At 75.6% G+C, this 14,611-nt stretch carries 14 protein-coding genes; 8 read left to right on the top strand and 6 right to left on the bottom strand.

What is annotated here, in order from left to right:
* Window positions 1-24: 24 nt before the first annotated feature.
* On the bottom strand, window positions 25-642 hold the full coding sequence (locus FYW95_RS18155; RefSeq protein ID WP_159945397.1) for a DUF2867 domain-containing protein: 618 nt from the start codon (window positions 640-642) through the stop codon (window positions 25-27).
* A 94-nt stretch (window positions 643-736) separates the two neighbouring features.
* Between FYW95_RS18155 and FYW95_RS18150 the strand changes: the two genes are divergently transcribed.
* The gene (locus FYW95_RS18150; RefSeq protein ID WP_236568116.1) at window positions 737-1,279 is read left to right on the top strand and encodes a TetR/AcrR family transcriptional regulator; all 543 of its coding nucleotides are present in this window, start codon (window positions 737-739) and stop codon (window positions 1,277-1,279) included.
* A 98-nt stretch (window positions 1,280-1,377) separates the two neighbouring features.
* Here FYW95_RS18150 and FYW95_RS18145 read toward each other — a convergent pair whose 3' ends face one another.
* Window positions 1,378-2,415, bottom strand: coding sequence for a saccharopine dehydrogenase (locus FYW95_RS18145; protein WP_236568115.1), 1,038 nt, complete (start codon window positions 2,413-2,415; stop codon window positions 1,378-1,380).
* Window positions 2,416-2,461: 46 nt separating this feature from the next.
* Here FYW95_RS18145 and FYW95_RS18140 point away from each other — a divergent pair, with 46 nt between their 5' ends.
* Window positions 2,462-3,124 (top strand): TetR/AcrR family transcriptional regulator, encoded by a 663-nt coding sequence (locus FYW95_RS18140; RefSeq protein ID WP_159945396.1) that lies wholly within the window; start codon window positions 2,462-2,464, stop codon window positions 3,122-3,124.
* 267 nt (window positions 3,125-3,391) lie between these two features.
* Here FYW95_RS18140 and FYW95_RS18135 read toward each other — a convergent pair whose 3' ends face one another.
* Window positions 3,392-5,074, bottom strand: a complete 1,683-nt coding sequence (locus tag FYW95_RS18135) for a serine/threonine-protein kinase (protein WP_159945395.1) — start codon at window positions 5,072-5,074, stop codon at window positions 3,392-3,394.
* 294 nt (window positions 5,075-5,368) lie between these two features.
* Window positions 5,369-6,247, bottom strand: coding sequence for an alpha/beta fold hydrolase (locus FYW95_RS18130; RefSeq protein ID WP_159945394.1), 879 nt, complete (start codon window positions 6,245-6,247; stop codon window positions 5,369-5,371).
* 112 nt (window positions 6,248-6,359) lie between these two features.
* Here FYW95_RS18130 and FYW95_RS18125 point away from each other — a divergent pair, with 112 nt between their 5' ends.
* A complete protein-coding gene (locus FYW95_RS18125; protein ID WP_159945393.1) occupies window positions 6,360-9,608 on the top strand; it encodes an ATP-binding protein in 3,249 nt (1,082 codons plus the stop codon).
* Between the two features lie 54 nt (window positions 9,609-9,662).
* Here FYW95_RS18125 and FYW95_RS18120 read toward each other — a convergent pair whose 3' ends face one another.
* Entirely contained in the window at window positions 9,663-9,803 is a 141-nt protein-coding gene (locus FYW95_RS18120; RefSeq protein WP_159945392.1) for a hypothetical protein, read from the bottom strand.
* 20 nt (window positions 9,804-9,823) lie between these two features.
* Window positions 9,824-10,057: a hypothetical protein gene (locus FYW95_RS18115; RefSeq protein ID WP_159945391.1), complete on the bottom strand. Its 234-nt coding sequence runs from the start codon at window positions 10,055-10,057 to the stop codon at window positions 9,824-9,826.
* A 264-nt stretch (window positions 10,058-10,321) separates the two neighbouring features.
* On the opposite strand from FYW95_RS18115, the gene FYW95_RS18110 reads away from it, so the two are divergent.
* From FYW95_RS18110 to FYW95_RS18090, 5 genes are all read left to right on the top strand, one after another.
* Entirely contained in the window at window positions 10,322-11,266 is a 945-nt protein-coding gene (locus FYW95_RS18110; protein ID WP_159945390.1) for a metal ABC transporter substrate-binding protein, read from the top strand.
* Window positions 11,263-12,009: a metal ABC transporter ATP-binding protein gene (locus FYW95_RS18105; protein ID WP_159945389.1), complete on the top strand. Its 747-nt coding sequence runs from the start codon at window positions 11,263-11,265 to the stop codon at window positions 12,007-12,009. The genes FYW95_RS18110 and FYW95_RS18105 overlap by 4 nt, the downstream gene beginning before the upstream one ends.
* Complete coding sequence (locus tag FYW95_RS18100) at window positions 11,997-12,881, top strand: metal ABC transporter permease (protein ID WP_159945388.1); 885 nt, start codon at window positions 11,997-11,999, stop codon at window positions 12,879-12,881. Before FYW95_RS18105 ends, FYW95_RS18100 begins: the two co-directional genes overlap by 13 nt.
* Before the next feature lie 72 nt (window positions 12,882-12,953).
* Window positions 12,954-13,955, top strand: a complete 1,002-nt coding sequence (locus FYW95_RS18095) for an RNA polymerase subunit sigma-70 (RefSeq protein ID WP_159945387.1) — start codon at window positions 12,954-12,956, stop codon at window positions 13,953-13,955.
* Window positions 13,956-14,097: 142 nt separating this feature from the next.
* Complete coding sequence (locus FYW95_RS18090; RefSeq protein ID WP_159945386.1) at window positions 14,098-14,541, top strand: hypothetical protein; 444 nt, start codon at window positions 14,098-14,100, stop codon at window positions 14,539-14,541.
* Window positions 14,542-14,611 lie beyond the last annotated feature (70 nt).

Raw genomic sequence — 14,611 nt, 5'->3', positions numbered from 1 at the left:
AGCGGAGCAGCCGCCCGGTGGGCCTCATCGTGCGCTCTCCCCTCCGTGCCCGGCGATCACCCCACGGTCGCGCCAGGCCTGTTCCCACTGCCGGGTCAGGGCCGGGTAGACCACGAGGTGGCGGAAGGGCGCGATGCCCGCCATGTAGAGCCGTCCGAGCCATCCGTTGGGCTTGACGAGGACGGTCATCCGCAACTCATGGTCGCCACTGGCCCCGGGTACCCAGCCGAGGTGCATCACGGTGTGCACGGTCCTGTTGGCCAGCTCGCGGGCGGACTCGGTGTGGAGCTCGTAGACGGGAGTGAAGGGCGAGCCCTCCTCGTCCGGCCCGGGGGAAGCGTCACGGAGGTCCTCGGGCAGGCGTTCGCGCAGGGAGGCGACCCGCCCGCCGGTGCCCGCCCCTGGTCCGTCCCAGCCCAGGAGTGCGCCGAGTTTCCACCGCACCGCGAACAGGAAGCGCACGGGCCAGGACTGCTCCTGGGGGCCGTCGGCGGCCCTGATCACCGCGAGCATCCGGGGGAAGTCGTCCGGCCCGGCTCCGGGGGCGCGGAAGGACCACACGTCCTCGACCCGGAAGTCTCTCGTGAACTCGTGGACGCGCCACGGTTGTTCGGTGTGGTCGGCCTGTGCGCGTCTCGGCATGACCGGGCCTCTCATCTGTACGCCTCCGTATATTTGATGTGTACGGTAGCGTATAAAGCCAGGACGAACCAGGGGAGGTGGCACGATTCCCGCTGTGACCCGCACGACACGAGCCCGCTGGATCGAGGCGGGCCTGCAGGCCCTCGCCCGGGGAGGCCCCGAGGCGGTCCGCGTCGAGGCGCTCGCCGCCGGGCTCGGTGTGACCAAGGGCGGGTTCTACGGGTACTTCGCCGGACGCTCCGCCCTGCTCACGGAGATGCTCGACGAGTGGGAGCGGCGCTCCACCAGGCAGGTCATCGCCCAGACCGAGGCCGAGGGCGGCGACGCCGCCGAGAAGTTCCGGCGCGTCGGCCAGCTGACCTTCTCCGAGGACCTGCACCGCATCGACCTGGCGGTCCGGGCCTGGGCACGCCAGGACGCGGCCGTCGCGGCGCGCCTGCGGCGCATCGACAACACGCGCATGGAGTTCCTGCGGAAGGTGTTCGGCGAGCTCGTCGACGACCCCGACGAGGTCGAGGCGCGCAGCACCCTGGCGTTCGCGCTCTCCATCGGCCGCCACTTCATCGTCGCGGACCACACCGGGTACACCACGGAGGAGGTCCTCCGGCTCGCCGGGGAACACCTGCTGCGCCCGTGAGCACGAAGGCTCACCCCGGTGCGCGCCACCCTGCGGAAAACCCCACCCCCCGCCCGGAGGAGCACCGCACCGGCCGCTGCACCGGGGGCCGTGGTGCGCTACCTGGGTTCCTGAGCCCGGCCGGGGTCCTCCCGGCGGGCGGGACCGGAGGCGCCCAGGTCCAGGGGCAGGTCCGGGGGCAGGTCGCCGAGCGCGGCCACCCGGTGCAGGTGGTGCACCCCCGGATCCAGTCCGCCCACCAGCGAGACCGCCCAGGCGGTCAGGGCCGCGGTGGCCAGGGACTGGCCCCGCCCCCGCGCCCAGCGCCGGTGTCCACCCGCCTGGGCGAGCACCACCCAGGCGTCCGAGCCGGGCAGGTGGATTCCGGTGGGCAGGCCGCGGGCGCCCGGAAGACGGCCGAGCAGGGCCAGGGCGGCGGTGAGCGCGCGCGAGTCCACCCCGAAGCGGGTGCGCACCGGCCTGCCCAGGTCGCGGGTGAGCACGTGCTGGTCGCAGAAGTCGGCCCGGTACAGCCGCCGACGTCCCAGCCCCGGCAGGTCGAAGGTCCGGGGCCGGGTGAGGTTGCGCACCGGCTCGCCCGTGGCCGGATCGGCGAACGTGCGCCCCAGCAGACCGTAGGACCAGGCCGTGGCGGCGGCGCCGTGCCGTTCCCCGACGCCCAGCGCCACCGCCAGGTCCATCTCCGTGCCGCCGGGGGCGGCGGCGTGCAGGTCCGCGGCCAGCAGGTTGGTCAGCCCCGGGGCCAGACCGACGCTGAGCAGGACCGGTGCGCGCGGGGCCAGCCGCTCCAGGCTCCGCACGTAGGCGGTGGTGGCGGTGGCGTCGACGAAGGCCGCGCCGTGCTCGGCCGCCGCCCCGGCCAGGGCCGGGTCCTCGGCGCCGGAGGCGTTGACCACCGCGTCCGCCCCGGCCAGGGCCGCGCGGTAGCCGCCCAGGCCGTGCTCGGCCAGGTCCACCGGCCGGTCGGCCCTGGTCCGGTCGCGTCCGGCCGTCCAGCAGGTGTGCCCGGCCCGGCGCAGCAGGGCGGTGGTTGGGGCACCAACGGCCCCGTACCCGCCCAGGATGAGTATCCGCATGCCGTCCTCCTCCGGGGCGCCCTCGCCCTTCCGACCCAGATTTCTGTAGTGGTACTCCATAAAGATATGTGTAGTGCCACTACAGTCAAGTCGTAGAATCGGCCGCATGGACACCGTCGACGGGCGCGCCGCCCGCTCCCGCGCCACCCGCGCCCGGGTCGCCGCCGTGGCCGCCCGCCTCTTCACCGAGCACGGCTACACCGCCACCAGCGTCCAGAGCGTCGCCCGGGAGGCGGGCGTGGCGGCGCAGACCGTGTACAACTCCTTCGGCACCAAGCCCGCCCTGCTCAAGGAGGCGCTCGACCAGGCCGTGGCCGGGGACGCCGAGCCCGTGGCCACCCTGGACCGTCCCTGGGTGCGCCGGGCCCTGGCCGCCGGGGACGCGCGCGAGCAGATCCGCCTGCACGTGGCGGGCACCACGGTGGTCCTGGAGCGGGTGGCCGCCCTGGTGGAGGTGGTGCGCGGCGCGGCCGGCTCCGATCCCGACCTGGCCGCACTGTGGCGTACCAACGTCGACCAGCGCCGCGCGGTGCAGCGCGTGTTCGCCACCGCCCTCGCCGACCGGGGGGCGCTGCGCCCCGGCCTGGACGTGGAGGAGGCGGCCGACACCGCGCTCGCCCTGCTCAGCCCGGAGGTGTACACCCTCCACACCGTGCACCGCGGCTGGACACCGCGGCGGTGGCGGGCCTGGGCCGAGGAGGCGCTGGTGCGCCAACTCACCGACCTGGCCACCACCCCCGGAGGCGGGCGCACCGGCCGACCCCGGTAGGGCGGCTGACCGTGCTCTTGGTCAACCGCAGGCGGCGGGCCAGCTCCAGTTGGCGCAGCTCGCCCTCCAGACCAGCTCACCCGGGGCGCGGGCCTCCGAGGTCGGAACCGGCTGTCCGCCGCGGGCGGACCCGGGCTGGTGCAGCCCGCACGAAACCGCACACCGCCCCCTGCGGGGCGTCCGCCGCGTTCTCGCGACACGGTTCGACGGAGCAACCGTCAGGGGCAGGTGTTCCCCCGGTTCCCGGGGTCGCCCGCCGGGGCCCGGTCAGGCGGGGCGGAAGGAGTCCAGGACGGCGGCGCGCAGCTCCCCCTGGGCGTACCAGTCGGACTCGGCGGAGGCCCAGGCGATCGCGTAGTGCGCTCCCGGCCGCACGGTGACGGTGCGGGTCACCACCCGGCGCCGTCCCCCGTCCCCCTCCCAGGTGAACTCCCACTCGGCGGCCGAGGAGAAGTCGTTGGCCCCGGTGAGGTCGTCCAGGCGCAACCGCTCGTAGCCGGGCAGCCGGGAGGAGTCCCGGGTCTCCCGGTCCAGGGTCAGCACGTGCTGGTACTGGTCGTCGGTGGGGTGCTCGGTCAGGTCGACCTGGAGGTAGCTGACTCCGTCGGGGGCGTCGTAGAAGACGCTGTTCCCCGACTCCCTGCGGACCCACCCCTGGGGGACCCGGATGCCGAACCCCCGGGGATCGTCGTTCCAGTCCGCCTCCTGCGCCAGGCCGCCCTCCTGAGCGCCCCCCTCCACCGGCGCGCCGCTCTCGGCCGCCTCACTGGTCCCGGGGGCCGTGCTCTGCCCGTCCCCGGACCCGACGCCGTCCCCCGACGCGGTTTCCGCTCCCGCCCCGGTCCCGCTCTCCCGGCCGGAGGCGGCGTCGGTGCCCCCGGGTTCGCCCTCCCACGGGTTGAGCACCACCAGCAGCACGGCCGCCGCCACCACGGAGGCCAGCCCCAGGGTGAGGACCACCAGCGGCCAGGACAGTCCGCTCCGCCGCGGCGCGGACGCCACCGTCGCCCCCGCGGCCTGGACCGCGGGTACGGGCGGGCGGGTCGGGACGGTGGCGGCCCCCGCGGCGGGCGCCGCGGGCACGGAACCGGTCGCGGCGGCGGGAGGAGCGAAGGCCGCCGCGGCGGTCGCGCCGCCGGCCTCGGCGGACAGCAGCTCCCGGCACCGGTCGGCGTCGATCCGCCGTTCCGGGTCCTTGATCAGCAACCCGCGCACCGCCTGGCCCAACGACCCCGGGCCCAGGACGTCGGGCGGTTCCTCGGAGGTGATGGCGTGCAGCGTCGCGGGAATGCCCTCGCGGCGGAAGGGGGAGGTCCCGGTGGCCAGGTGGTACAGGGTCGCGCCCAGCGACCACAGGTCGCTGGCCGGGGTCGCCGGACGCGCCGCCAACCGCTCGGGCGCCAGGTAGGCGGGCGAACCCAACACCCCGGCCGTCTGGGTGACGGCGCTGGTGTCGGCGATGGTCGCGATGCCGAAGTCGGTGAGCACCACCCGCCCGGAGTCGGTGACCATGACGTTCTCCGGCTTGACGTCGCGGTGCGTGACGCCCCGCCCGTGCGCCGTGGTGAGCGCGCTGAGCAGGTCCAGCCCCCACGCGGCCGCGACCCGGGGGCCGCGCGGGCCGTCCTGGCCCACCAGCGTCTGCAGGGACCGCCCGGTGAGGAACTCCATGACGATCCACGGGCGCCCGTCGTCCTGCACGATGTCGTGCACCGCCACGATGTTGGGGTGGCCGCCCATCGCGGCGGCCTGCGCCTCACGCCGGGCCCTGGCCGCCATCCGCTCGCGTTCGGCCTCGTCCAGGCCCGGGCCCAGCAGGATCTCCTTGACCGCCACGGTGCGGTTGAGCTCGGTGTCGTGGGCCCGCCAGACCCGGCCCATCCCGCCCCGGCCGATCTCGGCCAGCAGCTGGTAGCGGCCACGCAGTACGCGGTGCGGCTCGGACCCCATGGGACTCCCTTGCGGTACGGGCCGTCACGACCCCGTGGATGACGAAGGCGCACGGGGACAGCGGGCCTTCCGCGCTCGCCGGGCGACCATAGTACTGAGACCCCGACCAGCCCCGAACCGCTCCGCCCCCCGGGCCCCGGCCCCCGGGGGGCGGCCGGGCGGGCGGCACCGCAGGTACCGGGACCGCGGCCCGCCGGAAGGGGAGGGGAGAATTCACCCCCGCCCCGGTCCACCGCCCGGGCCCGCCCAGGCCGCCCCGCACGCCCGCACCACCGTGGGAGCGCGGCCGGGGCCCTACCGGGCCAGCAGGTCGCGCAGCGCCCCGGCCACCTCGGCCGGGGCCTCCTCGGCCATGAAGTGCCCGCACGTGACCGTGCTGTGCTCCAGGTCCGGCGCCCAGGCCCGCCACACCGCGGCCGCGTCGTAGCCCAGGGCCGCACCCCAGTCCTGCTGCAGCACCGACACCGGCATCCGCAGCCGGTTGCCCGCCGCGCGGTCGGCGGCGTCGTGCTCGACGTCGATCCCGGCCGAGGCCCGGTAGTCGGCCACGATGGAGGTCACCGCCTCGCGGGAGGCCCTGAGATAGGCGGCGCGCACCGGCGCCGGGATCGCCCCGGGGTCGCGCGTCCACACGTCCAGGAAATGGCCGAAGAACACGTCCGCGCTGGCACCGATCAGCTGCTCGGGCAGACCGGGCGGCTGCGCCATCAGGTACAGGTGGAAGCCCACCGCCGCCGAGGTCCCCCGCAGCACCTCCCACATGTCCAGGGTCGGCAGCACGTCGAGCGAGGCCAGGTGGGTGACCGCCCCGGGGTGGTCCAGTCCGGCGCGCACGGCCACCAGCGCCCCCCGGTCGTGCCCGGCCAGCGCGAAGCGCCCGAAGCCCAGGGCGTCGGCGAGCGCGACGACGTCCTCGGCCATGGTGCGCTTGGAGTAGGCCCGCCCGTCGGTGTCGGCCGGCTTGTCGCTGTCCCCGTAACCGCGCAGGTCAGGACAGATGACGGTGTGGTCGGCGGCCAGGTCGGCCGCCACGTGCCGCCACATCAGGTGGGTCTGCGGAAAGCCGTGCAGCAGCACGAGCGGGCTGCCCGAGCCGCCGACGGCGGCGTTCAGCGACACCCCTTCGGCGACGGGCACGCGCTGGTAGTCGAAGCCGGGGATCCGGGGTTCCATGGCGGTCTCCTTGGTCGTTCACTCGGTGGGGGCTCGCTTCCGAGCCTGGCGGGCGCCGATGAGCGTTCGATGAGCGACCGATGAGCACGCGCGGGCCGCTACATTGGCTGGCATGACGGGGCAGGTCGGAGGGGGCGCGGCGGTGCGCCTGCGGGTGCTGGGACCGCTGGAGGCCCTCGACGCGCACGGACCCCTGCGCCTGCCCGGACCCCGGCACCGCGCGGTACTGGCCCGCCTGGTGGCGGCCCGGGGGCAGGTCGTCCCCGTGGACCGCCTCGTCGAGGACCTGTGGCCCGAGCCCCCCGAAGGGGCCGTGGCCTCGGTGCGCACCTTCGTCTCCGCCCTGCGCCGCGCCCTGGAACCCGACCGGCCCGCCCGCCGGCCCGCTCGGCTGCTGGTGACCGTGCCACCCGGGTACGCGCTGCACACCGCACCGGAGGACGTCGACGCCCACCGCTTCGAGACCGCCCTGGCCCGCGGCGGCGCGCTCCTGGCCGAGCACCGCCCCGCCGACGCGCTGGCGACCCTGCGCGAGGCACGGCAGCTGTGGCGCGGACCCGCCTACGCCGAGTTCACCGGCTACCCCTGGGCGCGCGCGGAGGCCGACCGCCTGGACGCGCTGCGCCTGCTGGCCGTGGAACGCGACGCCGAGGCCCTGCTGCGCCTGGGCCGGGCCGGGGAGGCCGTCCCCGCCCTGGAGGCCCACGTGCGCGAGCACCCCCTGCGCGAGGAGGCCTGGCACCACCTGGCCCTGGCCCTGTACCGCTCGGACCGCCAGGGCGACGCACTGCTGGCCCTGCGCCGCGCCCGCCAGACCCTGGTACGGGAACTGGGGGTCGACCCCGGCCCGGCGCTGCGCGACCTGGAGGCCGACATCCTGGCCCAGGCGCCCCGCCTTGCTCCCCGCACCCCGCCCGCCCCGGCCCGCACGGCCTCCCCCGACGCACCACCCGTGCTCGTGGGCCGCGACCGGGAGCTGGCCCTGCTGGAGGAGGCCGCCGCCTCCGCCGCCCCGCACGCGGCGGCCCGGGTGGCACTGGTCTCGGGCGACCCCGGCGCCGGCAAGACGGCCCTGGCCGAGGAGCTCACCCGGCGGCTGGGCCGGCAGGGGTGGGCCGCCGCCTGGGGCCGCGGCCCCGAACACGAGGGGGCTCCCGGGGACTGGCCCTGGACGCAGATCGCCACCGCGCTCACCGGCACGGCGCCCGAGGACCCCCCGCACGCCCCCGCGGACGCGCCCCCGGACCCCGCACGGGCCCGCTTCCGGGCCCTGCGCTCGGCCGTGCGCCTGCTGGCAGCGGCGGCCGAACGCGGCCCGGTCCTGCTGGTCTTCGAGGACCTGCACCGGGCGGGGGAGGAGACCCTGGAACTGCTCACCGCCCTGACCGCCGAACCCCTGCCCGGACCGGTACTCGTGGTGGCCACCCACCGGTCCGGTGAGGTCTCCCCGCCCCTGTCCGCCGCCCTGGCCCGCCTGGCCCCGCGCGAACCGGTCCGCCTCTACCTGGGCGGCCTGCCCGCCGAGGCGACGGCCCGCCTGGTCCGCTCCCTGGTCCACGGGGAGGTCGGGGCCCCCGTGCTGGAGGCCCTGCACCGCCGCAGCGGCGGCAACCCCTTCTTCTCCCGCGAACTGGCCCGCCTCCTGGCCGCCGGGGGCGCCGCCGCCCTGGACACGGTCCCCGACGGGGTCCGCGACGTCATCCGGCACCGCACCACCGCGCTGACACCCCCGGCCCGGCGCCTGCTCACCCAGGCGGCCGTCATCGGCCGCGACGTCGACCCCGACCTCCTGGGCGCCCTGGCCCCCGACGCCGAGGAACTGCTCGACGCCCTGGACGAGGTCCTGCGCGCGGGTCTGCTCACCGAACACGGGGGCGCCCTGCGCTTCGCGCACGTCCTGGTGCGCGACACCGTCTACGAGGACCTGTCCGGCCCGCGCCGCGCGCACTGGCACACGGCCGTCGCCGAGGCCCTCCACGGCCTGCGCCCCGACCGCGACGCCCTGCTGGCCCACCACTTCGCCAAGGCCGCCACCCGCGCCACCGCCGACCGGGCCGCGCACCACGCTCGCCTGGCCGCCCTCCGGGCCCAGGAACGGTTCGCCCCCCACGAGGCCGCCCGCCTCTGGCGCCAGGCCCTGGCCGCCCACGACCGGTCCGGGAACCCGGACCCGCGCGGCCGCCTGGAGGCCGTCATGGGCATGGTGCGCGCCCTGGCCGTGACCGGACGGCTGGAGGAGGCCCGCCGCCACCGCTCCTCGGCCGTGACCGCCGCCGAGGAACTGGGGGACACCGCCCTGACCGCGCGGGTCATCACCGCCTTCGACGTCCCCGCCCTGTGGACGCGCACCGACGACGAGGAACTGGCCCGCCGGGTCGCCGAGGCCGCCGAACGCACCCTGGCCGCCCTGCCCCCCGGCGACCGGGAGCAGCGGGCCCGCCTACTGTCCACCCTGGCCCTGGAGCTGCGCGCCGACACCGGGGGCCGCGGCCGCCGCGCCGCCCTCAGGGCGGAGGAGACCGCCCGCGAGCTGGGGGACCCGGCCCTGCTCGCCCTGGCGCTCAACGCCCGCTTCCTGCAGTCCTTCGACACCACCGGGCTGGCACCCCGGCGCGCGGACCTGGGCGCCGAACTGGTCGACCTGGCCGCACGCCACCAGCTGGTGACCTTCGAGGTGCTGGGCCACCTCGTCCTGGTCCAGGCTCGCGCCGCCCTGGCCGACCTGCCCGCCGCCGACGCCCACGCGGCCGCCGCCGGCCGGCTGGGCGCCCGCTACGAGATCCCGCTCGTGGGCGTGTTCACCGCCTGGTACCGGGCGGTGCGCCTCACCGTGGCCGGGCGCACGGCCGAGGCCGAGGCCGCCTACCGGGCCGCGAGCACACGGCTGGCCGGGACCGGGATGCCCGGCCTGGAACAGGGCATCCTGCCCCTGGCGCTGCTGTGCCTGCGCCTGCAGGCGGGCGAACCCGCCCGGGTGGACCCGCGCCAGGACTGGGGCCCCTACGCCCCCTGGGCCCGCGCGCTGGCCGATCCCGGCGAACCCGCCCCCGACGCGCCTCCCGACCTGCTCCAGGAGGCCCTGACCTGCCTGGCCGCCCGCTCCGCCAGGGCCGCCGCGGACCACGGGGCGATGGAGCGCGCCTACCACCAGCTGCTGCCCGCCGCAGGGGAGGTGGCCGGCGCGGGCAGCGGACTGCTGGCGCTGGGCCCGGTGGCCCAGGAGCTGGGCGAGCTGGCCCGTGCGCTCGGCCGCCGCGAACGCGCCGCCGAGCACCACCGCCTCGCCCTGGAGGTGGCCGACCGGGCCGGGGCCGCGCACTGGGCCGCCGCCGCCCGCACGCGCCTGGCGGGCCTGGACTGAACACGTCGGGGACGTGCCGCACACCGCGCACCCGCGTGGTGGTGCGCCCCGCTGTCAGCCGAAGGCCCCCAGGCCCCCGGTGAGGCGCCGCAGCGCGGCCCGGGCGGGCGGCCCCCAGGTGGCCTCGCCGCCCGGCTGGCCGCGGACCGTGCAGCCGGGGCGGTGGGATCCGGCAGCGGCGGCGCGGCCCCGCACGGAAACTCCTCCGCCGCCGGCTAGCCCTGGTCGGACATCCGCTCCCGCACCTGGGACAGGGTCGCGATCAGCTTGTCCAGGTAGGGGCGGTCCCTGCTGTCGTCGTGCAGGTGCAGGGTCACGCCGGGCGCCACGTCGACCAGGGCCAGGGCCAGGAGCTCGGGGTTGTCCTCGCGCCAGAACACCTTGACGTCGTCGGCGTCGGGTTGGCTGATGGAGAGTTGGACGCTGGCGGTGATCGAGGTGGCGCTCACGGAGTTCTCCTCAGGGCCACGGAAGGGCAGGATCGCGGCGTACCGCCACCGGGCCCCGCTGCGGCCGTGCGCGGGGTCCCTCCTGGAGCCTGCCCCGGAAGTGTCCCGACGATGCGGCGCCGGGCCCACCGATCCCGGGGCGGGGCAGCCGCAGGCGTGCCGGGCCCGGAACCGGGTAGCCGCACTGACGGGAGCGGGTCCCCGACCAGGAACAGACCGCGGACGAGATGTGTAGTTTGGCTCAGTTATGGTAAAAAGTTAGGCGTGCCGAACTTCAGAGATAAGGTCTCCTCACACCGCCGGGCGGCGGGACTCCCGGTCGCCCTGACCCTTGCTCTGACCCTGGGCGCCTGCTCCGCCTCCGCCGGACAGGCGCGCGACGACGAACGCCTCCTGGTCCTGACCACCTTCACCGTCCTGGCCGACATGACCCGCAACGTCGCCGACGGACGCGTCGAGGTCGCCTCCCTCACCCGTCCCGGCGCCGAGATCCACGGCTACGAGCCCACCCCCGACGACCTCGTCCGCGGCCAGGAGGCCGACCTCATCCTGGAGAACGGCCTGGGCCTGGAAGCCTGGTTCCAGCAGTTCACCGAACGCGTCCAGGCGCCCACCGCCGTGCTCAGCGACGGCGTGGAGACCATCCCCATCACCTCGGGCGAGTACGAGGGCGCACCCAACCCGCACGCCTGGATGTCCCCCGACAACGCCCACGTCTACGTCGACAACATCCGCGACGCCCTCACCGAACTCGACCCCCCGGGCGAGGCCGCCTACGCCGAGGCCGCCGAGGCCTACAAGGACCGGATCAGCGAGGTCGGCGACTACCTGCGCACCGAACTGGCCGAGGTCCCCGACAGCTCCCGCGCCCTGGTCACCTGCGAGGGCGCCTTCTCCTACCTGGCCCGCGACTCCGACCTGACCGAGATGTACCTGTGGCCGGTCAACGCCGAGTCCCAGGGCACCCCCCAGCAGACCGCCGCCGTAACCGAGTTCGTCCGCGACAACGAGGTCCCCGCCGTCTTCTGCGAGAGCACCGTCAACGACGGCGCCCAGCGCTCGGTGGCCCGCGAGACCGGCGCGCGGATGGGCCCCACCCTGTACGTGGACTCCCTTTCGGAGGAGGACGGACCCGTGCCCACCTACCTGGATTTGCTGCGCCACGACGCCGAGGCCATCGTCACCGGACTCAAGGAGGAGGACAGGTGAGCGCCGCCATCGAGGTCACCGACGCCACCGTCCGCTACGGAGACGTACTGGCCCTGGACGGCGTCACCCTGACCGTGGCCCAGGGCCGCGTCTGCGGCCTGCTCGGCACCAACGGGTCGGGAAAGTCCACCCTGTTCAAGACCGTGCTCGGCCTGGTCCCCACCGACCGCGGCCGCGTACGCGTCCTCGGCCGCACCGGCCCCGTGGCCCGCCGCCGCGGCCTGGTCGGCTACGTCCCCCAGTCCGAACAGGTCGACTGGGCCTTCCCCGTACGCGTACGCGACGTGGTGATGATGGGCCGCTACGGACACATGGGGCGCCGCCGCAAAGCCCGCACCGCCGACCGCGAGGCCGTCGCCCACGCCCTGGAACGCACCCACCTGAGCGAACTGGCCGACCGCCAGATCGGCGCGCTCTCCGGCGGCCAGCGCAAACGCGCCTTCGTCGCCCGCGCCATCGCCCAGGACGCCGCCGTGCTGCTGCTCGACGAGCCCTTCGCCGGGGTCGACAAGCGCTCGGAGGCCCACATCACCGAACTTCTCCTGCGCCTGCGCCAGGAGGGCCGCACCCTGCTGGTGTCCACCCACGACCTGGCCCAGGTGCCCGCCCTGTGCGACGAGGCGGTGCTGCTGCAGCAACGCGTCCTGGCCCACGGGCCACCCGAGGAGGTTCTGCGGCCGGAGACCCTCATGGCGGCCTTCGGAGCCCCCGCCCAGGAGGAGGAACCCGCATGGACGCCCTGACCGCGGTCGCGGCGTGGTTCACGGTGCCCCTGGGCTTCGAGTTCGTCCAGCGCGCCCTGCTGGTCAGCGTGGCCGCCGGGGTGGTGTGCGCCGTGCTCTCCTGCTGGATGACCCTGGTGGGCTGGTCGCTCATGGGCGACGCCGTCTCCCACGCCGTCCTGCCAGGCGTGGTGCTCTCCTACGTGTTCGGCCTGCCCTTCGCTCTGGGCGCCCTGGTCTTCGGCGCCGGCTCGGTCGCCCTGATCGGCGCGGTCAACCGCACCTCCCGGGTCAAGGAGGACGCCGTCATCGGCGTGGTCTTCACCGCCATGTTCGCCCTGGGCCTGGTCCTGGTCTCCCGCGTACCCAGCCAGACCGACCTGGGCCACATCCTCTTCGGCAACGTGCTCGGCGTCTCCGACGCCGACATCTGGCAGGTCCTGCTGCTGGCCGCGGTGGTCCTGGCGGTGGTCTGGTACAAACACCGCGACCTGACCCTGTACGCCTTCGACCCGGTCCACGCCCACGCCCTGGGCATCAACCCGCGCCTGCTGGAGACCCTGCTGCTGGGGCTGCTCGCGGTGACCGTGGTGGTGGCGCTGCAGGCGGTGGGCATCATCCTCGTGGTGGCCATGGTCATCATCCCCGGCGCGACCGCCTACCTGCTCACCGACCGCTTCGAGCGGATGCTGGGCATCTCGGCGGCCGTGGCGGTGGCCGCCGCGGTGGCGGGGGTCTTCACCAGCTTCCACCTGAACGTGTCCACCGGCGGCGCCATCGTGCTCACCCAGGCCGGGGCGTTCGCCCTGGCCTACCTGTTCGCGCCCCGCCACGGCGTGCTCCGGCGCGGCCGCGCCGCCCGCAGGCTCCGGGCGCGCGCCGCCTCCCGCTGAGCCCGCCCGCCCCGCGGAACGTCGCCGCCGCGCCCTACGCTCGGGCCGACGGCACGGAACGGGGAGACTACGGTGGGCGCAGGCACGGGATGGGAAGGCGACCGCGAGCCCGCAGGCGTGGGAGACGAGGGTTCTTTCACCGCGCTGGCCGAACGCCACCGGCACGAACTGCGGGTGCACTGCTACCGGATGACCGGCTCCTTCACCGAGGCCGAGGACCTGGTACAGGAGACCCTGCTCAGGGCGTGGCGCCACCGGGACACCTTCGAGGGGCGCTCCACCGTCCGGGCCTGGCTGTACCGGATCGCGACCAACACCTGCCTGGACGCGCTGGCCTCGCGCCGTGTCCCCTCCCCGCAGGCGCCGGGCGCCTCCGCCTTCGCCGAGGTCCCCTGGCTCCAGCCCTGCCCGGACGAGGTCCTGGACCGGGCGGCCCCGGCCGAGGAGGGCCCGGAGTCGGCGGCCATCGCCCGGGAGACCGTGGAACTGGCCTTCCTGGCCGCCATCCAGCACCTGCCGCCCCGCCAGCGCGCCGCCCTCATCCTGCGCGACGTCCTGGGCTGGCCCGCCCCCGAGGCATCGCGCGCACTGGAGATGTCGGTCCCGGCCCTCAAGAGCGCCCTGCAACGGGCCCGGGGCACGCTGCGCCGCGTCCTGCCCGAACGCCGGGCCGCCTGGGGCGCGGCCACCGCGCCCAGCCGGGAGGAGCGCGCCGTCCTGCGGCGCTACGTCGAGGCCTCCCAGCGCGCCGACCTCGACGCGCTGGCCGCCCTGCTGCGCGAGGACGCGCGCCAGACCATGCCCCCGGCGTCGCTGGTCTACGACGGGCGCTCGGCCATCCTGGACATGTGGCGCCCGGTGCTCTCCGGTGATCAGGCCTGGGGCGACTGGATCACGGCCCCCCTGGACGCCAACCGCCAGCCCGGCGCGGCCAACTACGTACGCGGCCCGGGGGAGGCGGTCCACACGGCGGTCAACATCGACGTGCTGCGCGTCGAGGAGGGGCTGATCGCGGAGATCACCACGTTCGGTCCCGAGCTGCTCCCCGCCTTCGGCCTGGCGCCGACCCTCTGACACGGCGTTCCCCGGCGGCCCGGCTCCGCAACCGGAACTCCCTCCTCCGCCGACCGATTCCTTTTCCGTTCCGCTCCGGTCATAGGGGTGTCAGCGGGTGGCGGCGCCGTGCCGCCGCCCCGGAACCCGAAAGAGGCAGACCGTGACCGAGTACGCGCAGCGCACCGCGCACACCGACGAGGCCCTGAGCGCCCTGGACCGCCTGGTCGGCACCTGGAAGGTCAGCGGCGGTGCCGAGGGCACCGTCGCCTTCCGCTGGATGGAGGGCTCCTTCTTCCTCATCCAGGACGTCCGGCTCCATCAGGACGGCCACGACATCGTGGGGATGGAGGTCATCGGCCGCGAGCGGCCCTTCGGCGCCGAGCGTCCCGGTGAGGACCTGAGGTCGCGCTTCTACGACAACCAGGGCAACACCTTCGACTACGTCTACGAACTGCGGGACCGCACCCTCACCATCTGGGCGGGGGAGAAGGGCTCGCCCGCCTTCTACCGGGGCGAGTTCAGCGCCGACGGCGACAGCGTGACCGGCGCGTGGTCCTACCTGGGCGGAGGCGGCTACGACTCCAGCATGATCCGGGTCGCCTGAGAACCAGCGCGGGTGGGTCCCTCCCCGGCTGGGAGGGACCCACCCGCCGTCTTCGGCCCGCTCCGCGCCC

It is taken from the genome of Nocardiopsis sp. FR4 (assembly GCF_009830945.1).
GTDB lineage: Bacteria > Actinomycetota > Actinomycetes > Streptosporangiales > Streptosporangiaceae > Nocardiopsis.
Note: the sequence above shows the minus strand (reverse complement) of the source record. Positions and strands in the feature narration are given on the sequence as shown.

Excerpts from the sequence above, each read along its gene's own strand:
- FYW95_RS18155 (WP_159945397.1), bottom strand. The coding sequence starts at position 642 with ATGCCGAGACGCGCACAGGCCGACCACACCGAACAACCGTGGCGCGTC.
- FYW95_RS18145 (WP_236568115.1), bottom strand. The coding sequence starts at position 2,415 with ATGGAGTACCACTACAGAAATCTGGGTCGGAAGGGCGAGGGCGCCCCG.
- FYW95_RS18140 (WP_159945396.1), top strand. The coding sequence starts at position 2,462 with ATGGACACCGTCGACGGGCGCGCCGCCCGCTCCCGCGCCACCCGCGCC.
- FYW95_RS18135 (WP_159945395.1), bottom strand. The coding sequence starts at position 5,074 with ATGGGGTCCGAGCCGCACCGCGTACTGCGTGGCCGCTACCAGCTGCTG.
- FYW95_RS18130 (WP_159945394.1), bottom strand. The coding sequence starts at position 6,247 with ATGGAACCCCGGATCCCCGGCTTCGACTACCAGCGCGTGCCCGTCGCC.
- FYW95_RS18125 (WP_159945393.1), top strand. The coding sequence starts at position 6,360 with ATGACGGGGCAGGTCGGAGGGGGCGCGGCGGTGCGCCTGCGGGTGCTG.
- FYW95_RS18100 (WP_159945388.1), top strand. The coding sequence starts at position 11,997 with ATGGACGCCCTGACCGCGGTCGCGGCGTGGTTCACGGTGCCCCTGGGC.